The sequence below is a fragment of the Luteimonas suaedae genome, from assembly GCF_008312895.1.
In the GTDB taxonomy this organism is placed as follows: domain Bacteria; phylum Pseudomonadota; class Gammaproteobacteria; order Xanthomonadales; family Xanthomonadaceae; genus Luteimonas; species Luteimonas suaedae.
The window spans coordinates 66,942-86,382 of record NZ_VSSP01000004.1; the positions used below are offsets into that span (position 1 = coordinate 66,942).

General features: G+C 67.9%; 22 protein-coding genes and 1 pseudogene. 8 read left to right on the top strand and 15 right to left on the bottom strand.

The window, feature by feature from the left end; translation table 11 throughout:
• Positions 1-338 precede the first annotated feature (338 nt).
• Positions 339-569, top strand: a complete 231-nt coding sequence (locus FXO19_RS08040) for a hypothetical protein (protein WP_149194567.1) — start codon at positions 339-341, stop codon at positions 567-569.
• Positions 570-640: 71 nt separating this feature from the next.
• Here the strand turns inward: FXO19_RS08040 and FXO19_RS08045 are convergent, their stop codons facing one another.
• Together FXO19_RS08045 and FXO19_RS19415 are read right to left on the bottom strand one after the other, a co-directional pair.
• A complete protein-coding gene (locus FXO19_RS08045) occupies positions 641-1,378 on the bottom strand; it encodes a DUF899 domain-containing protein (protein ID WP_149194568.1) in 738 nt (245 codons plus the stop codon).
• A 118-nt stretch (positions 1,379-1,496) separates the two neighbouring features.
• Positions 1,497-1,958, bottom strand: coding sequence for a hypothetical protein (locus tag FXO19_RS19415; protein ID WP_223115458.1), 462 nt, complete (start codon positions 1,956-1,958; stop codon positions 1,497-1,499).
• A 181-nt stretch (positions 1,959-2,139) separates the two neighbouring features.
• On the opposite strand from FXO19_RS19415, the gene FXO19_RS08060 reads away from it, so the two are divergent.
• Positions 2,140-2,520, top strand: coding sequence for a RidA family protein (locus FXO19_RS08060; RefSeq protein ID WP_149194569.1), 381 nt, complete (start codon positions 2,140-2,142; stop codon positions 2,518-2,520).
• 43 nt (positions 2,521-2,563) lie between these two features.
• Here FXO19_RS08060 and FXO19_RS08065 read toward each other — a convergent pair whose 3' ends face one another.
• The 8 genes from FXO19_RS08065 to FXO19_RS08090 all read right to left on the bottom strand — a co-directional run bounded on the left by FXO19_RS08065 (position 2,564) and on the right by FXO19_RS08090 (position 10,034).
• On the bottom strand, positions 2,564-3,613 hold the full coding sequence (locus FXO19_RS08065) for a saccharopine dehydrogenase family protein (protein WP_149194570.1): 1,050 nt from the start codon (positions 3,611-3,613) through the stop codon (positions 2,564-2,566).
• A gap of 8 nt (positions 3,614-3,621) precedes the next feature.
• Positions 3,622-3,774 carry a hypothetical protein gene (locus tag FXO19_RS19195; protein ID WP_187775690.1) on the bottom strand — a complete coding sequence of 51 codons (153 nt, stop codon included), beginning with the start codon at positions 3,772-3,774 and terminating at the stop codon, positions 3,622-3,624.
• Positions 3,771-3,908, bottom strand: coding sequence for a hypothetical protein (locus FXO19_RS19200; RefSeq protein WP_187775691.1), 138 nt, complete (start codon positions 3,906-3,908; stop codon positions 3,771-3,773). Before FXO19_RS19200 ends, FXO19_RS19195 begins: the two co-directional genes overlap by 4 nt.
• A 102-nt stretch (positions 3,909-4,010) precedes the next feature.
• Positions 4,011-4,739, bottom strand: coding sequence for a helix-turn-helix transcriptional regulator (locus FXO19_RS08070; RefSeq protein WP_255516347.1), 729 nt, complete (start codon positions 4,737-4,739; stop codon positions 4,011-4,013).
• A 219-nt stretch (positions 4,740-4,958) separates the two neighbouring features.
• The gene (locus FXO19_RS08075; RefSeq protein ID WP_187775692.1) at positions 4,959-5,792 is read right to left on the bottom strand and encodes a nuclear transport factor 2 family protein; all 834 of its coding nucleotides are present in this window, start codon (positions 5,790-5,792) and stop codon (positions 4,959-4,961) included.
• Positions 5,768-6,793: a nuclear transport factor 2 family protein gene (locus FXO19_RS08080; protein ID WP_187775693.1), complete on the bottom strand. Its 1,026-nt coding sequence runs from the start codon at positions 6,791-6,793 to the stop codon at positions 5,768-5,770. The genes FXO19_RS08075 and FXO19_RS08080 overlap by 25 nt, the downstream gene beginning before the upstream one ends.
• Before the next feature lie 81 nt (positions 6,794-6,874).
• Positions 6,875-9,097, bottom strand: a complete 2,223-nt coding sequence (locus FXO19_RS08085) for a DUF5916 domain-containing protein (RefSeq protein WP_149194573.1) — start codon at positions 9,095-9,097, stop codon at positions 6,875-6,877.
• A 103-nt stretch (positions 9,098-9,200) separates the two neighbouring features.
• On the bottom strand, positions 9,201-10,034 hold the full coding sequence (locus tag FXO19_RS08090) for a nuclear transport factor 2 family protein (RefSeq protein ID WP_149194574.1): 834 nt from the start codon (positions 10,032-10,034) through the stop codon (positions 9,201-9,203).
• A gap of 292 nt (positions 10,035-10,326) precedes the next feature.
• Between FXO19_RS08090 and FXO19_RS08095 the strand changes: the two genes are divergently transcribed.
• Positions 10,327-11,292 (top strand): LysR substrate-binding domain-containing protein, encoded by a 966-nt coding sequence (locus FXO19_RS08095; protein WP_149194575.1) that lies wholly within the window; start codon positions 10,327-10,329, stop codon positions 11,290-11,292.
• Here the strand turns inward: FXO19_RS08095 and FXO19_RS08100 are convergent.
• Positions 11,289-12,572 (bottom strand): arginase family protein, encoded by a 1,284-nt coding sequence (locus FXO19_RS08100; RefSeq protein ID WP_223115459.1) that lies wholly within the window; start codon positions 12,570-12,572, stop codon positions 11,289-11,291. The two genes, FXO19_RS08095 and FXO19_RS08100, sit on opposite strands and share 4 nt — an antisense overlap.
• Between FXO19_RS08100 and FXO19_RS08105 the strand changes: the two genes are divergently transcribed.
• Positions 12,571-13,197 (top strand): LysE family translocator, encoded by a 627-nt coding sequence (locus tag FXO19_RS08105; protein ID WP_149194576.1) that lies wholly within the window; start codon positions 12,571-12,573, stop codon positions 13,195-13,197. The genes FXO19_RS08100 and FXO19_RS08105 overlap by 2 nt on opposite strands.
• A 52-nt stretch (positions 13,198-13,249) precedes the next feature.
• Here the strand turns inward: FXO19_RS08105 and FXO19_RS08110 are convergent, their stop codons facing one another.
• Both FXO19_RS08110 and FXO19_RS08115 read right to left on the bottom strand, forming a co-directional pair.
• Positions 13,250-14,464 carry a potassium/proton antiporter gene (locus tag FXO19_RS08110; RefSeq protein WP_223115460.1) on the bottom strand — a complete coding sequence of 405 codons (1,215 nt, stop codon included), beginning with the start codon at positions 14,462-14,464 and terminating at the stop codon, positions 13,250-13,252.
• A 127-nt stretch (positions 14,465-14,591) separates the two neighbouring features.
• Positions 14,592-14,861 carry a hypothetical protein gene (locus tag FXO19_RS08115; RefSeq protein ID WP_149194578.1) on the bottom strand — a complete coding sequence of 90 codons (270 nt, stop codon included), beginning with the start codon at positions 14,859-14,861 and terminating at the stop codon, positions 14,592-14,594.
• A 126-nt stretch (positions 14,862-14,987) separates the two neighbouring features.
• Here FXO19_RS08115 and FXO19_RS19550 point away from each other — a divergent pair.
• From FXO19_RS19550 to FXO19_RS08130, 3 genes and pseudogenes are all read left to right on the top strand, one after another.
• Positions 14,988-15,188, top strand: a pseudogene (locus FXO19_RS19550) (hypothetical protein); the annotation flags it as partial.
• 93 nt (positions 15,189-15,281) lie between these two features.
• Positions 15,282-15,665 carry an ArsR/SmtB family transcription factor gene (locus tag FXO19_RS08125; protein ID WP_149194580.1) on the top strand — a complete coding sequence of 128 codons (384 nt, stop codon included), beginning with the start codon at positions 15,282-15,284 and terminating at the stop codon, positions 15,663-15,665.
• Positions 15,662-16,216 (top strand): SRPBCC family protein, encoded by a 555-nt coding sequence (locus FXO19_RS08130; RefSeq protein WP_149194581.1) that lies wholly within the window; start codon positions 15,662-15,664, stop codon positions 16,214-16,216. Before FXO19_RS08125 ends, FXO19_RS08130 begins: the two co-directional genes overlap by 4 nt.
• A 68-nt stretch (positions 16,217-16,284) precedes the next feature.
• Here the strand turns inward: FXO19_RS08130 and FXO19_RS08135 are convergent, their stop codons facing one another.
• The gene (locus tag FXO19_RS08135) at positions 16,285-17,211 is read right to left on the bottom strand and encodes a dienelactone hydrolase family protein (RefSeq protein WP_149194582.1); all 927 of its coding nucleotides are present in this window, start codon (positions 17,209-17,211) and stop codon (positions 16,285-16,287) included.
• Between the two features lie 194 nt (positions 17,212-17,405).
• Between FXO19_RS08135 and FXO19_RS08140 the strand changes: the two genes are divergently transcribed.
• Entirely contained in the window at positions 17,406-17,840 is a 435-nt protein-coding gene (locus FXO19_RS08140) for a low affinity iron permease family protein (RefSeq protein WP_149194583.1), read from the top strand.
• Between the two features lie 375 nt (positions 17,841-18,215).
• Here FXO19_RS08140 and FXO19_RS08145 read toward each other — a convergent pair whose 3' ends face one another.
• Positions 18,216-19,292, bottom strand: coding sequence for a LacI family DNA-binding transcriptional regulator (locus FXO19_RS08145; RefSeq protein ID WP_187775694.1), 1,077 nt, complete (start codon positions 19,290-19,292; stop codon positions 18,216-18,218).
• Positions 19,293-19,441: the final 149 nt, after the last annotated feature.

A 19,441-nucleotide genomic window follows, 5' to 3' on the forward strand; every position in this document is an offset into this window, starting at 1 on the left:
CGGCGATACTTACGTAAGTGCTAACATAAACATCCGCGTGGCGGTCGGCAAGCCTGTCGGCAGCTTCGGTCCGTCCGCCCGGCGGCGGGGCAGGCTGGACAGGGGCTCGACAAGCACGGAGCGACGACGACCTGCCATCGAGAGACGGGCGCTTAAGTAAGCGCCACTCCACTCTGGCCCCGCTTCTGGCCGGGTATCCTCCCGTCGCTATATTTTCCGGCTGGTCGGCCGTTCCGAGGGGTTCGTCGCACGTCGGTTGCCAACGACGGTCGGGGTCCGCAACCTGTTCCTGCCGACGCCAAGACCGGCGCCGCGCACGAGGCCGCAGGGAGACTGAGATGAAGACGCTGATCGTAGTCGTTGCCTGGTGCATCCTCTTTGTCCTGTGCTGGCCGCTGGCCCTGCTGGCGCTGGTGCTCTGGCCGATCGCCTGGCTGCTCGCCTTGCCGTTCCGTCTGATCGGCATCACCTTCTCGGCCCTGTTCGCATTCCTGCAGGCGGTCCTGTTCCTGCCTGCCCGCGTGCTGGGCTGGCGCCCGGCACCGGCGCGTCACGCGGCGACCGCCTGAGCCGACCGGGTCGGCTTCATCCTGGTATCACATGTCGATACGTCCGGCGGCTTGCTTCGCGCCTTGCCGGACTAGCCGTCGCGCTTCTGCAAGGCGGCGTCTGCGGCGTCCGACACCTCGACCCACTTCGGGTCGGGCGCAGCGCCGGGAACGTAGCTGTCGTGCCAGTTCCACCACTTGTACGGCGGGGTCTGGGGATAGCCTTCCGGCGAGTCCTCCCAGGTCTCCTGGCGCCCGAGCGCCGTCAGATCGAGGTAGCTCCAGGTGGTGCCCATCGCCTCGTCGCCGCGATTGTTGATGAAGTAGGTGCGGAACACGCGGTCGCCGTCGCGGATGAACGCGTTGTGGCCGTGCCATTCATCGACCCCGAAGTCGGCGTCGAAACTGTCGGTGATGGTGTACCAGGGAATTTCCCAGCCCATCCGCGCCTTCAGGCGCGCGATGTCGGACTGCGGTGCGCGCGAGGCGAACACGAGGGTCGTGTCGCGCGCGTTCAGGTGGGTGAGGTGGGCGACCTGGTCGGCCACCAGGGAACAGCCGATGCAGGCATGCTCCGGCCAGCCGTGCACGCCGGGTTCGAAGAACGCGCGGTAGACGATCAGCTGGCGGCGGCCTTCGAACAGGTCGAGCAGGCTCGCCTTGCCCGCGGGCCCGTCGAAGGCATACGTCTTTTCCACGGCAGCCCACGGCATCCGCCGCCGCTCGGCGGCCAGCGCGTCGCGGGCGCGGGTCAGGGCCTTTTCCTTGACGAGAAGCTGCTCGCGTGCAGCCTCCCACTCTTGCGGCGACACGATGGGTGGCGTGTTCATGGCGTGCTGTCCTTTCTTCTGGCCGTTCATGGATGATGTAGTCGTGGTCATCGCAACCTCCGGATCTGTCGATCTTTCGTATCGTAGGGATGGAACGTCGCTGCCGTGCCCGCTTCCATCATCGGGTCGTCGCGCCGGAAGTTGCATTCCATGTTGCCTGCGCGCTGTTGTTCCTCGGTGAAGGATGCGTTGAAGTTGAAGTCGCTTCCGTGCGACGACGCTCAGGGAAACGCGCTGCCGGTTCCGCGTCATGGGAGCCGCCCTCGACCGTGCGGATTGCAGATCGATCGGCTAACGCCGGATCACGGCCGCCGGCGCCGCTCCGGCGGCGGGAGACCAGCTTCAGCCACGGTGCCGTGTGGAAGGCGCTCATGAGCAGGTACATCAAGGCCATTCCGTCGAGCGGGGACGCGCCGTGCGCGGTGGGGCCCGTCATCCCGTGCGAGCCGCCGCTGGAAATGGCCGTCAACAGCGCCATCGTTGCGAAGGCCGGCGCGGCCGCGAGGCAGACCCAATCGGCTGCGACGAGAGAGGCGCTTGCGAGCCGGTTTTCACGTGTCTGGATTGTGCACGTCTTCATTTCAGAGCCTCCGGTTTTCTCGATGCTGTCGGTTGTTGCCGGGCATGCGGCATACGCTAGCGTCGAGTACTCGAAGGGTGGGAGTGACAAGTGTGTCGGGATTCGGATCGCCCCGTTGACCACTGCTCCGCCAGGCCTTGGACGCCGGTGGCGCGACTTCTCGCTGCGATAGGGACGGGCCATGCTCCGCTGGAGCCTTTGCGGAAACACAGCGACCGCCGACGATTACAAGCCGGCCGGCAGGACGGGTGGTTTCGTCGGCGATGCGGCGGCGCAGTGGCGCGCGGTCCTCACGAACATCAAATCGGACCTGGAGGAACTCGGCAGCGCGCTCGAGCATCTCATCAGGCTGGCCATCTTCGTCAGGGGGCCGTTTCCCGATGGCGGCGTTCTGGGCTCTCCGAACTATCGCCTGGACGTGATGGACGAGTTCTTTGCCGAGCATTGCCCGAAGCACTGCAGCGACAACAACCCGCCGCCCTCGGAGGTGATCGGCGTGGCGGCGCTTGCGCAGCTCGATATCGTCGTTGAAATCGTTGCGGTCACGGTGCTGCCGGACTGAATCGCGGCTGACAGGCTTTCAGCCGGGCATGCGGGGACGCTCTTCAGGTCCGGGTCTCGAAGAAGACCGAGAAGTGCTCCGGCGACAGCGCCGTCAGGAAATCGCGGGCGTCGAACGCCTGCGCGGTGGAGAGCGTGCCGGGCCCCGGCGTCTCTCCGGCCATCACGCGGTCCAGCGCCTCGACGATCAAAGGTGCAGTGACCGCGTAGATGTCACGCCCCTGCGCGATGGCGCGACGCATCCGCCCCTGTCGGCGCACCTGCACGTCCATGGCGAACGTCTGCGCGGAACGTCCGCGCTCGTCGGCCGCTATCGGCGGCGGCGTGTCCGGATCGCGAAGGTCATGCAATGGCGCCAGGTTCATGTAGGCATGCACTTCCGGGCAGCGGAGGTGGCGGGCGATGGCGACGATCTCGGACAGGGGCAGCGACACCGTTTCCTGCGTGCCGAAAGGCGGCGGAAATTTCCAGGTCCGCATTGGTGGCGGATCCGGCGCGACGCGCAGTGCGCCGCCCTCGACCACCCAGCGCCTCCCGTGGTTGCGTTCGCCGGTCACGCGCGTCCCCCGCGTGGGATGCCAGCCGTCCAGGCCCACCGCGATGTCGATGGCGTCCGCGTCCGGCCAGTCACCGAGGGCGGCGGTGGCGAGCAGGTCGGCCAGCGCGCCGTAGAACGCCACCGATGGCAGCGCAACGACGCCCGCTTCGCGCACGCGAGCGCCGAAGCGTTCGTGCACCGCGAACGCCGCGCGCTGCTCCGCGCTGGTGTCGAGGTAATGGATGCGCGCGCGCAATGCGGCTTCGAGCACCGCCTCGGCGGTATCGAGGAAGGGACCGGCGGCGTTGATGACGGCGGCCGTCCCGTCCAGCGCGCGATCCAGCGAGCGCGGATCATCGACCGCCGCCACCCGCCGTTCGAGACCGGGAAACCGCACCGCCATGGCTTCCAGCCTGGCGGCGTCGCGGCCGCAGAGGATCGGCGTGCGGCCGCGGCGCAACAGCTCGGCGACGATGAAGCGCCCGGTATGGCCATACGCGCCGTAGACGGCCACCGTCGCCGACGATCCTGCCGGCCGCTCCGGTTCCGCTGGCATTCCGTGGCTCATGCGTCACCCGGCGCCATCGCCCCGGGCGCGGAGGCATCGCCATGGACGAACGGGGCGGCTGCACCGCCACCGAGTTCGACCTGGATGACCGCGCCCGAACGCGCGGCCAGGGTCTTGCGCGTGCCGAAGGATCCGCGTGCATCGATCACCTGCGCGCCTCGGCTTCCCTCAGCTTCTGCGCGCATTCCTCGCAGCACGCCTCGACGACGTGGCCGCCGACGGTCACTTCGATGGCATTGCCGTCCAGCGGGTAGTCGCAGGCGGCGCAGGTCTTTTCGTTCATGACGTTCTCCGTTCGTGCCCGTCAATCCGGGCGTGCCCAGGAGATCATCGCGAGCGGCTTGGCGCTGTCGAAATCTTTAGCGATCGGCGGCGGTCAGGCACTCTAGGCCAGCGCCGATTCGCGAAACGCGGACGGCGTGCGGCCGTAGGCCTGCTTGAATGCCGCGGTGAAGTGGCTGTGGCTGGAGAAGCCCAGGTCGAGCGCCAGCGCCGAGATGTCCTCGCAGCGGACGACGAGATCCAGGGCGCGCGCCAGTCGCAGCCGCAGGTGGTAGCGGTGCAGCGGCAGGCCTTCGACCTGCTGAAAAGCCTGGGTCAGGTAGATCGGCGATCCGCCGATCTCGGCCGCGATTTCCGCCAGGCTCCAGCGCCGGCCCACCTCGCTGGCCAGCAGCACCTTGACCCGGTCCACCAACCGCCGGCGCGCCCGGGTGGCGGCAGTGGCGTGGGCGGTGCGCGGCCCCAGACTGCGGCACATCAGGGTCAGCGCCAGGGTTTCGGCTTGCAGCGGCTCGATGCCGCCGTGGTGCAGGCCGTGGCGCAGCAGCGCGACGAGCGCCTGGGCGCGCGGGTCGATGCGCAGAGATTGCACGCGGAAGCCAGGTTCCTCGCGCCGGTGCAGCAGCGCGGCGGGCGCCAGCTCGCGCAGCAGCGCCGGCGATATCGACAGCACCAGGCTGGCGTCGCCGCCGATGACCGGGTGGCTGACCTGGTAGCCCTCGCCGGCGTTGAAGAACAGCACGTGGTTGGCGTCGGCTACCGACTGGTCGCCGCCGACGTGGCGCAGGTAAAGGCCGCGGTAGGAAACACCAGATGGGTGGCGGCCGCGCATTCCTCGGCGCTGCGATGGCGGCAGCTGCCGCGACAGCACACGTTCTTCACCGCGAGCGTACCGGTGTCCAGCAGCGGGCTGATCTCGAATTCCGGCACCGGAATATCTGCGCGGCGGCCGCCGATGCACGCAGCTTAGCGCGTCAGGACCGGCCGGGCGCGAACCGCCGCAGCCGCCGCGTCAGGAAACCTCGGCTCCCTTTGTCCCTAGGCGGAAGCGTCACGGAGCCAGATGCCACTCGTCGATGATCAGGCCGTCGCGCACGCGATAGATGGTCAGGTGATCGCGCGGCGAGCCGTCGGGGTCGGTGTAGCGTTCGCGGGTCGCCACCCATTCGCTCAGCGCCACGCTGTCGACGAGGTCGACTTGCGACCGAGGTCCCTCGGCATACAGTTCACGGTAGAAGCGCCTGCGGCTGGCCTCGTCGATGACGCGCGCGGGAGGAGCGCCGCCCAGCTTTGCAGGATCGCGGCGGGCGTGGAAGTGTTTCGCATCCGGGTGATAGAGCCCGACGACCGCGTCGGCATCGCCACGATTGTTGGCGTTCCCAAGCTGCCGGATCACGGCCTTGGCCGCCGCGCCGGATTGCGGTGCGGCCGCCGGCTCGCGGGCGATGTGCCAGATGCCCTCGATCAGGCCGTTGCGCACGCGGAAGGCGGTGAATGCATGTTCGGGCGGCGCGCCGTCCGGCATGTGGATCGCGACGCGCACGACCGCGAGATCATGCAGCGAGACCATTTCGAGCACCTCGTGGCGCATCGGCGGTTGCGCGACGAACGCCGCCTTGAAGTACGCACGCAGCTCCTCGCGCGTGCGCATCCTGTCCGAACGCGGGCCGACGAGCGTGTGCGCTTCGGTCGGCAGGCGATAGATCTCGATCCGGGGCGCGAATACGGCGGCCAGGCCCTCCACGTCGCCGGCGCTCAAGGCTTCGAAATCCTTCAGCACCACGGCTTCGGTGTCGTTGGCCGCGGTTATCGCGCTGGCGACCGTCGGCGACGCCGGCAGCGCGGCCAGCAGCAGGACGATCAACGGCAGGACCGGGATTCGCATGACGGCACTCCTGGAGTAATGATGGGCATGCCAGAACGCGCCATGCCGGGGCGCGCGGCCCGCAAGCCGGGTGCGGGGAGCGATGGACGCATCGCGCCAGACGCCGGCGTTTCGAGGATGTCTTCGCCGAGCAGCCATTGCTCCGTGACGCGTCCGTCGCGGACGCGATAAATGAAAGCCCGATTGACGGTCCTTTCCGGGGCATCGGAGAAACCGGTGAGGTGTGATTGCTCGACCACCAGGTCGCCCACCGAAAACAGCTTGATGGCTTCGACCTGCGCCGGCGCGCCGGCGAAATAATGGCGGAACAACGTTTCGCGGCTGGCGGCATCGCCCAGCATTTCGGGCGGCGTGTCTGCGAGCTTGCGCGGGTCGTCGGAATAGCGGAAGTGCTTCGCGTCCGGACTGAACAACACGAGGAAGCGGTCCGTGTCGCGCGCGTTGTTGGCGGCGATCAACTGCCGGATCACCTCGGCCGGGTCGGGCCCGACCGGCGCCTGGGCGGGAATCCAGGCGATATGCCACAGATCATGGATCTGGCCGTCGCGGACACGATATCCGGTCAGGAACCGCATGCCGGATGCATCGTCCTGCGGATCGGTGGACACCCCCGCCGCGATGATCACGTCGCCCACGGCCGCCATCTCGGCGACCGTCTCGCGCGCCATCGGCTTGGCGGAGATCGCCCTGAAGTAGGCCGCCAGCTGGTCCTTGCTGCCGATCGTGTCCGACAACTCGCCGGTGAGCTTGTATGGATCGGTGGGTCGCTCGTAGCTGCGGGCGTCGTCGGCGACCAGAGCGAGCAGGCCCGGCAGGTCGCCGTTGCTCCAGGCCTCGGCATGGGCCAGCACCACTTGTTCGGGCGTCGGCGCCGTCTGAGCGAACGCTGCGCCGCTGCTGGCCGGTACCAGCACGAGCGCGAGCATCGCACAGGCGAATCTGGAGCTTGCCGAAGCCAGTGTCATGACGCGAAGCCTAGGCCCGGGCACGAGGCCGGACAACGCCAAAATCGACCCCCATGCATAAGCCATGTTTGTGGATCGCGGCGGAAGTCGGATCAATCATGACCATGTCATTCCCAATCAAAACCTGAAACGCAGCTTGGCCAGGAACTGATCGGCATCGCGCAGCTGCAGCGCCGCTTCGAGCAGATCGAAGCTCGACCGCGGATCGCCCTCGGTGGCCAGCGTGCCGCCACGCGAGTAGACGAGGTACAGGTCAGACTGCGGTGCGAACACGTAGCGGTAGCGCAGTTGCAGGCCGAATGAATTCACGGCGAAGTCCGGCAGGCGCTCGCCGGTGGCGGCAAGGGTGCCGTCATCGAGGCGGTAGCGTCGCCCCTCGCGCGCATCGACGGCGAGCCACTGCGCCTTGAGGCGGAACTCGTGTTTCCGGCCCGGGAACCAGTTGGCGTCGACGCCATAGATATGCATGCGCCGACGATAGCGCCCGAACTCGCGGCCATGCTCCCACACCAGCCAGTCGCCCGGATGCAGTGGCTCGACCCGCAGCTGCAGGTTGAAATCGTCGCGCGGAAACCAGTCGAGCATGAACTTCTCGCCGACTGCGGTGCCGCCGAGTCCCGCCTCGAACACATGGAGTTCACTGCGCAATTGCCAGTGCCGTTGCACCGGCGTGCGATGGGTGACGATCAGCCGCTGGCGCGCCGGTCGCTCCCAGTCGCCGTTTCCGCGCGAAATCAGGTCATCGATGCCGGCGCTTTCCAGGGTGAGGTCGAACTGGAGCGAGGCGCCGCTGCGGAAGTCGCTTGTCTGGGTCAGGCGCAGCGTTCCCGGCAGCGCCTCGCCGTCGTCGTTGCTGCGCGCCTGCGCCTTCGCGCGCCAGCGCGTGGCCCGTAGCCGCGCACTTCCGGCCGCGGCGCGATGCACGTACTCGGTCGTGGCCTGGAGCTGGTTGAGGCCGGGGCGGCGCTGGTACCCCATGTCGTTGAAATCCAGGTCCCTGCCGAAGTGCAAGGCCTCCACCTCGTGTTGCCAGCCGTCGGTCGGCGTCCACTTCACCCGCGCCCAGGCGCCGTCGCCGCGGATGGAGATTTCTCCGGTCTTCACCGCGCTGGTCAGCAGCTGCGCATCGACCCGCCACTGCGGGTCCGGCCACAGGCTCAGGTCGAACGCCTGGACATTAGCGTCGCGATCGAGCGCCGGGCGCCCGACGTACGTGCCCAGCCAGCCCACGCTCAGGGCCGGCCCCAGCGATCGCAGCAGGCGCGCGGCGTAGAACGAACGCCCGGTGTCGTCGGCTTCCTGCGCGGCGAGCGCACCGTAGCCGAGCGAACCGAACGAGCCGTTCACCTTGAGGGCGGCATCGATATCGGCCGCACGGCCGGAGCCGTCGTCCGACGCGCCGCCGATGCGGCGGGTGTAGACCAACTGCCCGTCGTCCGGCGTGTGCAGGTCGAAGAAGCCCTGGTTCTCGGTGAAGAAGGGCCGGCGATCGGTGAACAGCGTTTCGATCGCGTCGAAATTGACGACCAGCTCGTCGGCCTCGACCTGTCCGAAGTCCGGGTTGAGCGCGGCGCTGAGCTGGAAGCCGGACGACGGTTTCCAGAACAGGTCGGCGCCCAGCTTGTAGTCGCGGTCGTCGTCGACGAAATCCTGCTGCGCGGTCAGGTACGGGAACACGTGGAACGAGGCGCGACGGTACTGCGGGATTTCCAGCGAAGCGAAGTCCGACACGAAGCGTCCACGCGAGGCCGCCGCGGGCGGCGCCCCGGACCGCTCCCGGGTGGCGCCGAGGACGCGGTCGAAATGCACCTTGACCAGGCGGGAGGGCGTGGCGCTACCGCGCATGGTGACGGCCGACCAGGGAATCAGCATCTCGACCGTCCAGGCCTCGTCGGTTTCGTGCACGGCGCTGCGCCAGTCGCCGTTCCAGTCGTAGTTGAAGCTGGTCTCGTTGGTGACGACGTAGTCCGCGATCGATCCGGACAGCAGCACCGAATAGCCATACCCGACCCTGCCGTCGCCATCGAAGTCGATGATGAAGTTGACCTGGTCGGACGCCCGGCTCTGGTCGCGCTCCAGGCGCGGTTTCAGGCGGGGAACGTCCGGCGAATGCGTATTGATGAACGCCACGGCGATGCCGTCCGGCGTCGACAACAGCCGCGCCTCGGTTGGCAGTGTCGGCTCGCCCAGGGTGTAGGGAACGACGACCCGGAAATCGGCGTAGCGGTGGGCGTTCTCCCATTCCGCTTCGTCCGGGCGGCCATCGATGACGAGCGCGGCGTTGGCCAGGCCCGGACAGGCGAACAGGCAGGCAATGGCGATGATGGATGCGTTCGACATGGGAGGCCGGGCAGCAGGGATCGATACCCGCGCGGGCGCGGGCGACGTGATTGCAGGCGCTTGCGGCAATGCGTCAGGCCATCGGCATGACGTGAGCCCGTGACTACTGCCGCGGCTGTTCGGCGACGTACCAGTCGTCGATGATCCGGCCGTCGCGCACGCGATAGATCGATAGCTCGTCGAGAATGCTGCCGTCGGGTTTGACGGCTTCGTCTTGCGCCACCACCCATTCGCCCAGCGCCACGCTCGCCACGGTCGTGACCTGCACCGGCGCACCCTGTGCGAATATCTCGCGGAACACGCGCTGGCGGCTGGCATGATCGGTGACGCTCGCCGATGGGCCGCCGCCCAGCCGCTCCGGGTCGCGACGGAAATGGAAGTTGCGCGCATCCTCCGCGAACAGTGCGAGGAACGCATCGACGTCGCCGCGGTTGTTGGCCTCCGCCAGCTGCTGGATCACCGCCTTCGCCGCGGCGCCGGATTGCGGCTGCGCAGCGGCCTCCTTCGCCACGTGCCAGATGGATTGGATCAGGCCGTCGCTTACCCGGAACACGGTGAGTGCGTGATCCGCAGGTGCGTCCTCGTGTGCGTGGATCGCCACGCGCACCGCGACCAGTTCACCCAGCGAGAGCATGTCGATGACTTCATGCCGGGCGACGTCGCCGTTGGCGAACGGGACCTCGAGGTGCCGGCGCAGCCCGGCGCGATCGCGGATCTGATCGACGCGCGCCCCGACCAGCGTGTGCGCGTCGGTCGGCAGGCGATACATGTGGATGTCCTCGGCGAACAGGCCGACCAGCCGATCCAGGTCGCCCGCGCTGAGGGCCTCGAAGTCCGCTCGCACCGCCGCTTCGGGGCTGATTACCGCCGGCGATGCGACCGGTCGTGCGGGTACCGCCAGCAGCAGCGCGGTCAACAGGATGGGCAGGATTCGCATGGCAGTCCTCCGGTGGGTGTGGGTACAACGCGGGCGATCGCCGCGATCGTCGTGCGGGCGTCGCGCCGGTGGCGGTCAGTGCGGGACCGACGGCCGGAACCGTGGTCGGATTTCATTGATGGCGGCCTCCCTGAGACGAGGCTTCTTGCCCAAGGGTGACTTTTGTCAGATAGTCGCCGCCGAAGCGCCTCAATGCATCGAGCAGGCCATTGATCTAGTGATGCCAACGAAGCTAGGTCCGGACATCGCGAGACACAACGAAAATATGAGCCTCGATAAATAAGGTGGATTTATGGATAAGGTTGCCGCCACAGAGCCGTTGCCGCCCCTGAGCATGGTGCGCGCGTTCGAGGCCGCCGCACGGTTGTCGAGCTTCACCCGCGCCGCGGACGAACTGCACATGACCCAGGCTGCGGTGAGCTACCAGATCAAGCAGCTGGAGCGACGCCTGGGCCTGAGCCTGTTCCAGCGGTTACCGCGCCAGGTCGTGCTGACGGCGGCTGGACAACGGCTGGCGCCGGCGGTGCTGGACGCCTTCCGCACCCTGCGCACGGTCTTCGGGCAGGTGCACGAGCGCGCCGAGCACGAACTGGCCATCACCGCGCTGCCGACCATCGCCGCCACCTGGCTGGTGCCGCGCCTGGGCGCTTTCCAGCTGGCGCATCCCAGGCTGGCGGTGCGGCTGGATACGTCGGTGCCGACCGTGGATTTCAGTGCGGGCGAATTCGATGTCGGCCTGCGCAGCGGCCGTGGCGATTGGCCGGGGCTGGCGGCGGATCGATTGCTGCCGAGCCTGTTCACGCCCCTGTGCAGTCCGCAGGTGCGCGAACGCTTGCGTGCGCCGGCGGACCTGCTCGGGCTGCAGCGCATGGGCCGCGAGCGCTGGTGGCGGCAATGGTTCGATGCCGCCGGCGTGATGGACGCCGATCTCGCGGCCAGGCCGAGTATCGACCTGAGCGTCGAGCAGTTCGAGATCACCTCGGCCGTTGCCGGGCACGGCGTGGCGATCACCTCGCCGCTGTTCTTCCGCAAGGAACTGTCGTCGGGCGAACTCGTGCAGCCGTTCGATCTGGTCCTGCGCGACGAGCGTGACTACTGGCTGGTGTATCCGGCCGGCCGCCGCCACAGCCCCAAGCTCCAGGCGTTTCGTTCTTGGCTGCTGGAGGAAGCCGCGCAGGAGCCGGTCTACGCGTCCGTCCTGGCGGACGAGCCCGCGCCGGTGTCCGCCACTCCGATCGGCCCGCGCAGCGCGCCCTAGATCGAACCGCCGGGTTCGCCAGGATCCACGCGCTTGCCGGAGAGGGCGTCCGCCAGCACGTCGGCGAGCCTGCGGCCCGCTTCGCCGTCCTTGTCGAGATCGGGATTGTAGACGGTGACCTCGATGCCGATCGCCATGCCGCTGGAAAGCGCGATGTCCAGCGTCCGCCGCAGTTCGTGGATCGAAAGGCCGTCGGGCAGGCGATACTCGACTGCCGGCATGACGTCGTCGTGCAGGCAATCGGCGTCGACATGGATGAAGAATCCCTGCAATCCCGGCCGCGTCAGATGCTCGACCGCTGCGGCGGCGGCGGCTTCCACGCCGAGTTCGCGAACCTTGGCCAGGTCGTAGGAGAGCAGCTCGTCCGGCAGCGGTTGGCTGCCGTACTCGGCCTGGTCTTCCGCATCACGGAAACCGAAAGCGACCGTATCCTCCGCGCGTACCAGCGGGCCGAGGCCTTCGAGGTCGCTCAGCAGGGCAGGGCCATGTCCTGTCGCGAAGGCCAGGTCCATCGAAGCGGCTTCGCCATACGGCTCGGCCTCTGGCTGGTAGAAATCGGCGTGGCCGTCGATGAACAACAGTCCGTAGCGGCCGCGGCGCTTCAACGCCAGTGCCGGCCCGAGCAAAATGGAGCAATCCCCGCCGAGCACGACGGGAAACTCGTCCCGGTCGAGAACGTCGGCGACCGCATCGGCCAGTTTCGGCGACCATGCCGCGATCGCGTGCGCATTCAATGTCAGCGTGTCCGGATCACGCACGCCGTGATCGCCGGGCACTTCGACCCGGGCGGCATGGCGGGCCTGCAGGCGCTCGGCCAGGCCGTGGCGCAACAAGGCCTCGGGCAGCAGTTCGACGCCGGTGGACCTCACCCCTAGATTGGAAGGCGCTTCGATGATGGCATGGCGGCGATCGTTCACGGGCATGGCGTGTTTCGACGAGACGCGATGCGGCTCGGTCCTGAGCATTCGGGCGGGACGAGTATCCGCATACGTCGGTAAAGGCCATGTCACCGTCCCGAAGAAAAAGTGCCGGGATTGGCGCGCCATCCATTCCCACCTTCGGGAATGACGTAGCACGCCGGCGGAGCAGTCTTCCGCACCGTCCATGCAACCCGTCGCCAGCAAGGCCGCGTGCCCGGACCGAGCTGCATGGCGTCGCGCACGCCCGGCACTCGCGGCGCCGGCAAGCGCTGTCCATCGCGACGGCCGGAGTACGGCGTGCCTGCGTCTGGTATATAACGCGGCTAGCGAGGCGAGACACCGCTCGGGAGACGCGCGCATGATCGATCCGATGACCCTGATCACCTATGTCGCGATCGTTCTCGGCTTCGTGTTCATTCCGGGCCCCGCCACCTTGCTGACGGTCGCGCGCGCCAGCAGTTCCGGAACCCGCGTGGGTATCGCCACGGGCGCCGGGATCGCCGCGGGCGACCTGGTTCATACGGTCCTGGCGATCGTCGGCATCTCGGCGGTCATCGCTGCTTCGGCGGTGCTCTTCAGCATCGTCAAGTATCTGGGAGCGGCGTACCTGGTGTATCTCGGCGTGCGGGCGATCCTCGAGAAAACGCCGCTGGACCCGACTTCCGGCGCGCTCCCGGTCACGGCGGCCAAGGCGTTCCGCCAGGCCGTGCTGGCCGAAGTGCTCAACCCGAAGACCGCGCTGTTCTTCCTCGCGTTCCTGCCGCAGTTCGTGCGGCCCGGCAATGGCTCGGTCGCAGGCCAACTGGCCGTGCTGGGCGTGGTGTTCGTCCTGCTCGGCCTGCTCAGCACCGTCGTGTTCGCGCTGGGCGCCGGCAGCCTCGGCAACTTCCTGCGCCGGAACCCGACCGTTCTGAAGTGGCAGGGCAAGTTCGTCGGCGGCGTGTACTGCGCGCTGGGGGCCCGCCTGGCTTTCCAGGAGCGGTGAGTCGAAAGGCGGGCGCGTGGTCTCGGCGGCCACGTCGATGCATCCTTTCCCGTCAGCCGGCGGGCGCCTTGGGTCGAGGGGCATTCAGCCCCAGCCGGCGTGCCAGCCAGCCGAGGGTGGGGCCCTGGATCACGCTGGAGAGCAGCACCACGAAGAACACGATGTTGAAGATGGACTGCGCACCCGGCACGCCGGCGACGATCGGGAACGTGGCCAGGACGATCGGTACCGCGCCACGCAATCCGGCCCAGGACACGAACAGCTTGGCGCGCCAGCCGTAGTTGCGGAACGGCGCCAGGCACAGGAAGACGCTCAGCGGCCGCGCCACGAACATCAGCACCGCGGTCACCGCGAGGCCCGGGCCGAGCACTTCCACCAGCTGGCTGGGAAACACCAGCAATCCCAGGGTCATGAACATCATCACCTGCGCCAGCCAGGCCAGGCCGTCCTGGAACATCGAAATGGTGCGCCTGGACGGGAACTCACGGGCGCCGGCCACGATGCCCGCCATGTACGCGGCCAGGAACCCGTTCCCCTGCAGCAGCCCCGCCAGGCCATAGGCCAGCAGCGCCGCGGCGATCGACACCACCAGCGCCAGCCCGCCCACGCGCAGCCGCGCCCGCCGCAGCAGTGCCGGAAAGCCGGCACCGATCGCGTAGCCGACCAGCGCGCCCACCACCATCTGCAAGCCGAACGCCGGGATCAGCGCAAGCGGCGAGGTCTGCGGTGCGGTGATCAACAGCAGCGCGGCGCCCACCAGGAAGATCGCCATCGGGTCGTTGGAGCCGGACTCCAGCTCGATCAGGCCCTTGAGTTCTTCGCGCAGCGGCATGCCGCGCGAGCGCAGCGCCGCGAACACCGCGGCGGCATCGGTGGAGGCGATGACCGAGCCGAGCAGGAAGCCCTGCAGCGGCGTGAAGCCGAGCAGCCACATCGCCGCCACCGCCACCACCGCGGCGCTGATCATCACCCCGGCGGTGGCGAGCATCAGCGCCGGCGCGGCGGAGCGGCGCACCTGGCGCCAGATGGTGTCCAGGCCGCCGGAGAACAGGATGAACACCAGGCTCAGCACGCCGATGCCCTGCGCCAGGCCGACGTTCTCGAACGAGATCCCGCCGAGCCCCTCGGAGCCGGCGAGCATGCCCAGCAGCATGAAGCCGATCAGCGCCGGCAGTCCGAAACGGCTGGAGAGGCTGCCGGCCAGCACCGTGAGCACCAGCAGCAGGCCAAGGCTGAAGAACACCAGTTCGGACGAGTAACCGGGCACGGCGGCTGACATCGAGGGGGGCGGCCATGGTAACCGAGGCCGCTCATGCCTCGGGTCCGCTACGGACACGTGGGAAACCGGCGACAATTTCGACGAGAGAGTGCCGATCCCGGATCCGCGTTCCCGCCTAGCGCAAACGCTCCACGCTCAGCACCGTCGTCTCCACCAGCTCCGACCCGAACCATTGCAGGGTATGCACGCCCTCCAGCGTGTACCAGGGCGCCTGCGTGCGCAGGTGCAGGTAGGTTCTGCCTGCGGGACCGACGCCGTCCGGATCGACGCGGAGAAAGACCTCGCAGTCGGCCTGGCCTTGCGATCCGTTCAACACCACGGTGGCGTTCTCGGGAATGAGAGCGGTCTGGTCATTCCGCGCAATTGCCACGATTGCCTCGATCATCACGTCCTCTCCATGAGCGCGTCACTAGAGCGCTCCGTACCCGCAAGAACGCCGCAGCAGGAGGCCTGTGAACTCTGCCAGGAAGCGCGGCTTTTCGACGCAGGGGCGATGGCGGCGGGTGCCGGATTGTGGCATCTCGGGCGGCCTGGCGAATGCGTTGCGGCGCTGGACGCCACGCTTGCGGCAGCCAGCGACGACGAAGCATCCCTGGCGGCAGTGCTGCGGGAGCAGGGTATGGCCTTGCCACCCGGCGACTGGGATGCCTATCTGCCGATCGCTCGCGCCACGTGGTTCAACCGGAGCAAGTGCGAGACGGCACCGCGATAGCCGACCAGAGGGTGGCAGCGGCGGGAGACGCGGCCAACGGGAACATTTCACCTGTCGGTTGACAATTTTTCGAAGCGGCTTATATTCAACCATATGGTTGATACATGCGAGCGTCTCGACACCGTCTTCCGCGCCCTTGCCGATCCGACCCGCAGGGCGATGCTGCGCGACCTTGCCGCCGGACCGCGCACCGTCGGCGAACTCGCCGCGCCCTTCGACATCTCACTGGCAGGCGCATCCAAGCACATCCAGATGCTGGAACGTGCCGGCCTGATCCAACGCAAGGTGCAGGGCAGGGTGCATACCTGTCGGCTCGACGCGCGCCCGCTGCATGCCGGCGCTGAATGGATCCGCCACTACGAGCGTTTCTGGAACCGGAAACTCGACGCCCTCGAAACCCTGCTCGAGGCGGAGGACGGCGGCAAGTCCGCGACCAAGTCCGCCCGCAAACCCAGATCCCCCCGGAGGAAATCATGAATACCGCAACGTCCGAAACCGACTACGGCGTCGCCACTGCCCCCGACACCGTGCGCATAGAGCGCCTGCTGCCGGGTCCGATCGAGCGGGTATGGGCGTATCTCACCGAGAGCGAACTGCGCCGCCAATGGCTGGCAGCGGGCGAAATGGAGATGCAGGTGGGCTCGACCTTCGAGCTCGTCTGGCGCAACGACGAGCTCACCGAGCCGCCGGGTCGACGCCCAGCCGGTTTCGACGACGACGAGTATCGGATGCAGAGCCGGATCACCGTGCTCGAGCCGCCGCGCAGACTCGCCTTCACCTGGAGCGAGGGCGAGGCCGGCATGAACGTGGGCGATGTTTCCTTCGAACTGCAACCGAAGGGCGACAAGGTGCTCCTGACCTTGACCCACCGCGGCCTGGTCGAGCGTACGAACAAGCTGATGGTCGGCGCCGGCTGGCACACGCACCTCGATGTCCTGGCCGCGCGTGCGAAAGGCGAGACGCCGGAGCCGTTCTGGGACCGCTGGAGCCGGCTCCGCGAGGAGTACGATCGCCGCATGCCGGGCTGATCAAGTCGGCCCCGGGGGCGCGATGCGGTGCCCCGCGATCCCGGCATCGGCCGGGATCATGCCGGTTGCTAGGCGGCCGGCTCCGCGGCGTTGCCGCCGGCGCGCAGCGTGCGCTCGAACAGCGCGAGCATGCGGCGCCAGGCCTCGCGCGCTGCGTCCTCGTCGTAGCGCGGGGTGGTGTCGTTGTTGAAGCCGTGCTGCGTGCCGGGCGGTTGGAACAGCGTGTAGCGCACGCCCGCTTCCTTCAGCGCGGCTTCGTATTCGGGCCAGGCGGCATTGATGCGCTCGTCGTGCTCGGCGAGTACCACCAGCAACTCGGCCTCGATGTCGGCTACGTCCTCCAGCGGCGCGGCGTTGCCGTAGAACGGCGCGGCGGCCTCGAGGTCGGGCAGCCGGGTGGCGAGGAAGTTCGCCATGCCGCCGCCGTAGCAGAAGCCGACCACGCCGAGCCGGCCGTTGCCGCCGTCGATCCCGCGCAGCATGCGCGCCGCGGCGAGGAAGTCCTCGCGCGTCTTCGCCTGGTCCAGCTCGCCGAACAGCGCGCGTGCCGCGTCCTCGTCGCCCGGGTAGCCGCCCAGCGGGAACAGCGCGTCCGGCGCGAAGGCGATGAAGCCTTCCAGCGCCAGCCGACGCGTCACGTCCTCGATGTGCGGATTGAGGCCGCGGTTCTCGTGCACGACGAGCACGGTCGGCAGGGGACCATCGGCCTTCGCCGGCCTGGCCAGGTAGCCGCGGGCGGTGCCGTAGCCCTGCGGCGAGGCGAACTCGATGAACTCCGTCGACAGCCGTGCATCGTCGGGCTTGATCTGCTGCGCGGCGGCGAACTGCGGGCTCAGGGCGGCGAGCAGGCCGGCCGCGCCGGCGGCGCCGACCGCGAACCGTGCCGCGCCGGCGAGAAAACCGCGACGATCGATCTGGCCATGCACGTACTGGTCGAACAGGCGCAGTACTTCCGGATCGAAGTCGCTGGCCTTGCGGCGGGGTGGCCGGGGCATCGGAGTCTCCGGGTAGCGAGCGTCCGGGGATTAGACCACACGCCATGCGGCGTCCGGATGACCGGGTCACTCGCGATCACCGGCCGCGGGCCGGAGCCGCCGTGTGCATCGGTCTGATACGCAAGCCCGCGAATCACGTCGCATAGACGCATGCCTGCGCAGCATCGGCCGATCGCGGCAGCTGGAGAAAAAAAATGATAAACGGCTCCTTCAGTATCCTGGCGAAAAAGGCCTCCTTTGCGGCGGGAACCCCCTGGGTGTTCTTCGGCGCACTGATGATCGTCATCGTCTGGGCCATCAGCGGGCCGGTGTTCGGCTTCAACGATACGTGGCAGCTCGTGATCAATACCGGCACCACCATCATCACGTTCCTGATGGTGTTCCTGATCCAGCACACCCAGAACGCGGACGCCGCGGCCGTGCAGATCAAGCTGGACGAGCTCATCCGGGTGATCACGAAGGCCGACAACGTGCTGCTCGACCTGGAAAACATGGACCCGGTCGAGCTGGAGACCATTCGCAAGAAGTACGAGAAGCTGGCGCGCGAAGCGAACCGCGAGAAACGTAAACGAATCGCGAGCGAAGCGGGAGCGGCCAACGATGCGGATCAGGCGAGCGGCCGTGAATGAGGTCTCCGGACACCGGTGTTCCGATCTCGATAATCGGATCGAAGAGGACAAACGGAACGCGGGGAGTCGGCCGCCGCGCTGGCGCGGCGACTTCGGCCACCTCGAGCTGGAGTGGCTGCAGCTGGTTCATGGTCGAAGCAGTCGGCTACGCGGTGCTCGGCGCTCCTGTCGCCAGGTCCTGCACGGGCGATTTTGCGTTGCAGCAATGCATTCTCCGGGGCCGCTGGTAGAGTGACATGAGGTTCCCCGGGGTCGACCGCGACAATGACAGAGCTGGCTGTTCCTTTCGCCGGTGTATTTTTTTGCCGGTTTAGTGGTAGCGCTAACTTTTTTGCGGCAGGGGGCGGGACACGCGCCCGGCCACCGGCCCGGGCGTCAGTTTTCCCTGGAGCGGCGCCGCTCGGGCGGGGGCGCCACGGAGTCGCGGCTGATCAGCCGGTACGGGATGACGTGATCGACCAGCACGCGGGTACTGCGGTCCTTGCGGCGAATGCTGCGCAACAGGATGTCGATGGCCGCGTCCGCCATCGAGGCGATGGGCTGATGGATCGTGGTCAGTTCGGGCCATACCGTGGTCGCCGCCGAGGTGTCGTCGAAGCCCACCACCGACAGGTCACGTGGTACGTCCAGCCCGCGGCGATGCGCCACCGAGATCGCCGCTGCGGCCATGTCGTCGTTGCCGGCGAAGATCGCGGTCTGCGGCCGGCGTTGCGACAGCAGCTTCTCGGCGGCTTTCAGGCCGGAGCGGTAGGTGTAGTCGCCCTGCTGCACCAGGCCGCGCTCCAGCGCGATGCCGGCGTCGTCCAGGGCGGCCTTGAAGCCCTCGAAACGACGCGCGCTGGCGCTCAGGTCGGGGCGGCCGTTGATATAGCCGATGCGGGTGTGGCCCTTCGCGATCAGGTGCTCGGTGATCTCCTTGCTGGCACGAAAATCGTCGATGCGCACGCAGGAGATCTCCTCGCTGAACCGTCCCGACGCGATCGCGACGACGGGGACGTTGGCGCGCACCAGTTCCATCACCGCGGTCTTCGAGTCGCACAGCGGCGGCGGCAGGATCACTCCGGCCACCTTCCCGGCCAGCTTGCGTGCGGCCTTGCGTTCGGCCTCGGCGTCGAGGTCGTCCCAGTAGTCGATGACCAGCTGGATCGCGGTGCGCGAGGCGACGCGCAACAGGCCGACCAGAAGTTCGCGCAGATAGGCGCCGCTCGGATTGGTGTAGATCAGCGCGATGCGCGTGTGCTGGGCCGCGGCCAGGGAACTGGCCGCCAGGTTGGGCGTGTAGTCCAGTTCGCGCACGGCGCGCATCACCCGCTCGCGAGTGGAGTCGCGCACCTTGCCGTGGCCGTTGACCACGCGCGAGACCGTCATCGGCGAAACACCGGCGAGCGCGGCCACTTCGTCGATGGTGACGGCGCGCCCCCTGCGGCGGGCGGATTTCCTAGTCTTCTCCAACGTTCGTTCCTTCAGTCGGCCGGCCCCGGGTGTCGCGACAGGAATACCACGCCGCGCTCGCCATCGAGGCCATCACGAAACCCGATCCAGGACCGGACATGAAAACGCTGCAGATGTTACCGCTAACGGATGGGGTGGGCGACGGGCCG

Bases quoted from the DNA above. Each gene is read 5' to 3' on its own strand.
- FXO19_RS08040 (WP_149194567.1), top strand. From the start codon at position 339: ATGAAGACGCTGATCGTAGTCGTTGCCTGGTGCATCCTCTTTGTCCTG.
- FXO19_RS08045 (WP_149194568.1), bottom strand. From the start codon at position 1,378: ATGAACACGCCACCCATCGTGTCGCCGCAAGAGTGGGAGGCTGCACGC.
- FXO19_RS19415 (WP_223115458.1), bottom strand. From the start codon at position 1,958: ATGAAGACGTGCACAATCCAGACACGTGAAAACCGGCTCGCAAGCGCC.
- FXO19_RS08060 (WP_149194569.1), top strand. From the start codon at position 2,140: ATGCTCCGCTGGAGCCTTTGCGGAAACACAGCGACCGCCGACGATTAC.
- FXO19_RS08065 (WP_149194570.1), bottom strand. From the start codon at position 3,613: ATGCCAGCGGAACCGGAGCGGCCGGCAGGATCGTCGGCGACGGTGGCC.
- FXO19_RS19200 (WP_187775691.1), bottom strand. From the start codon at position 3,908: ATGAACGAAAAGACCTGCGCCGCCTGCGACTACCCGCTGGACGGCAAT.
- FXO19_RS08070 (WP_255516347.1), bottom strand. From the start codon at position 4,739: ATGCGCGGCCGCCACCCATCTGGTGTTTCCTACCGCGGCCTTTACCTG.
- FXO19_RS08075 (WP_187775692.1), bottom strand. From the start codon at position 5,792: ATGCGAATCCCGGTCCTGCCGTTGATCGTCCTGCTGCTGGCCGCGCTG.
- FXO19_RS08085 (WP_149194573.1), bottom strand. From the start codon at position 9,097: ATGTCGAACGCATCCATCATCGCCATTGCCTGCCTGTTCGCCTGTCCG.
- FXO19_RS08090 (WP_149194574.1), bottom strand. From the start codon at position 10,034: ATGCGAATCCTGCCCATCCTGTTGACCGCGCTGCTGCTGGCGGTACCC.
- FXO19_RS08095 (WP_149194575.1), top strand. From the start codon at position 10,327: ATGGATAAGGTTGCCGCCACAGAGCCGTTGCCGCCCCTGAGCATGGTG.
- FXO19_RS08105 (WP_149194576.1), top strand. From the start codon at position 12,571: ATGATCGATCCGATGACCCTGATCACCTATGTCGCGATCGTTCTCGGC.
- FXO19_RS08100 (WP_223115459.1), bottom strand. From the start codon at position 12,572: ATGCGCGCGTCTCCCGAGCGGTGTCTCGCCTCGCTAGCCGCGTTATAT.
- FXO19_RS08115 (WP_149194578.1), bottom strand. From the start codon at position 14,861: ATGATCGAGGCAATCGTGGCAATTGCGCGGAATGACCAGACCGCTCTC.
- FXO19_RS08125 (WP_149194580.1), top strand. From the start codon at position 15,282: ATGGTTGATACATGCGAGCGTCTCGACACCGTCTTCCGCGCCCTTGCC.
- FXO19_RS08130 (WP_149194581.1), top strand. From the start codon at position 15,662: ATGAATACCGCAACGTCCGAAACCGACTACGGCGTCGCCACTGCCCCC.
- FXO19_RS08135 (WP_149194582.1), bottom strand. From the start codon at position 17,211: ATGCCCCGGCCACCCCGCCGCAAGGCCAGCGACTTCGATCCGGAAGTA.
- FXO19_RS08140 (WP_149194583.1), top strand. From the start codon at position 17,406: ATGATAAACGGCTCCTTCAGTATCCTGGCGAAAAAGGCCTCCTTTGCG.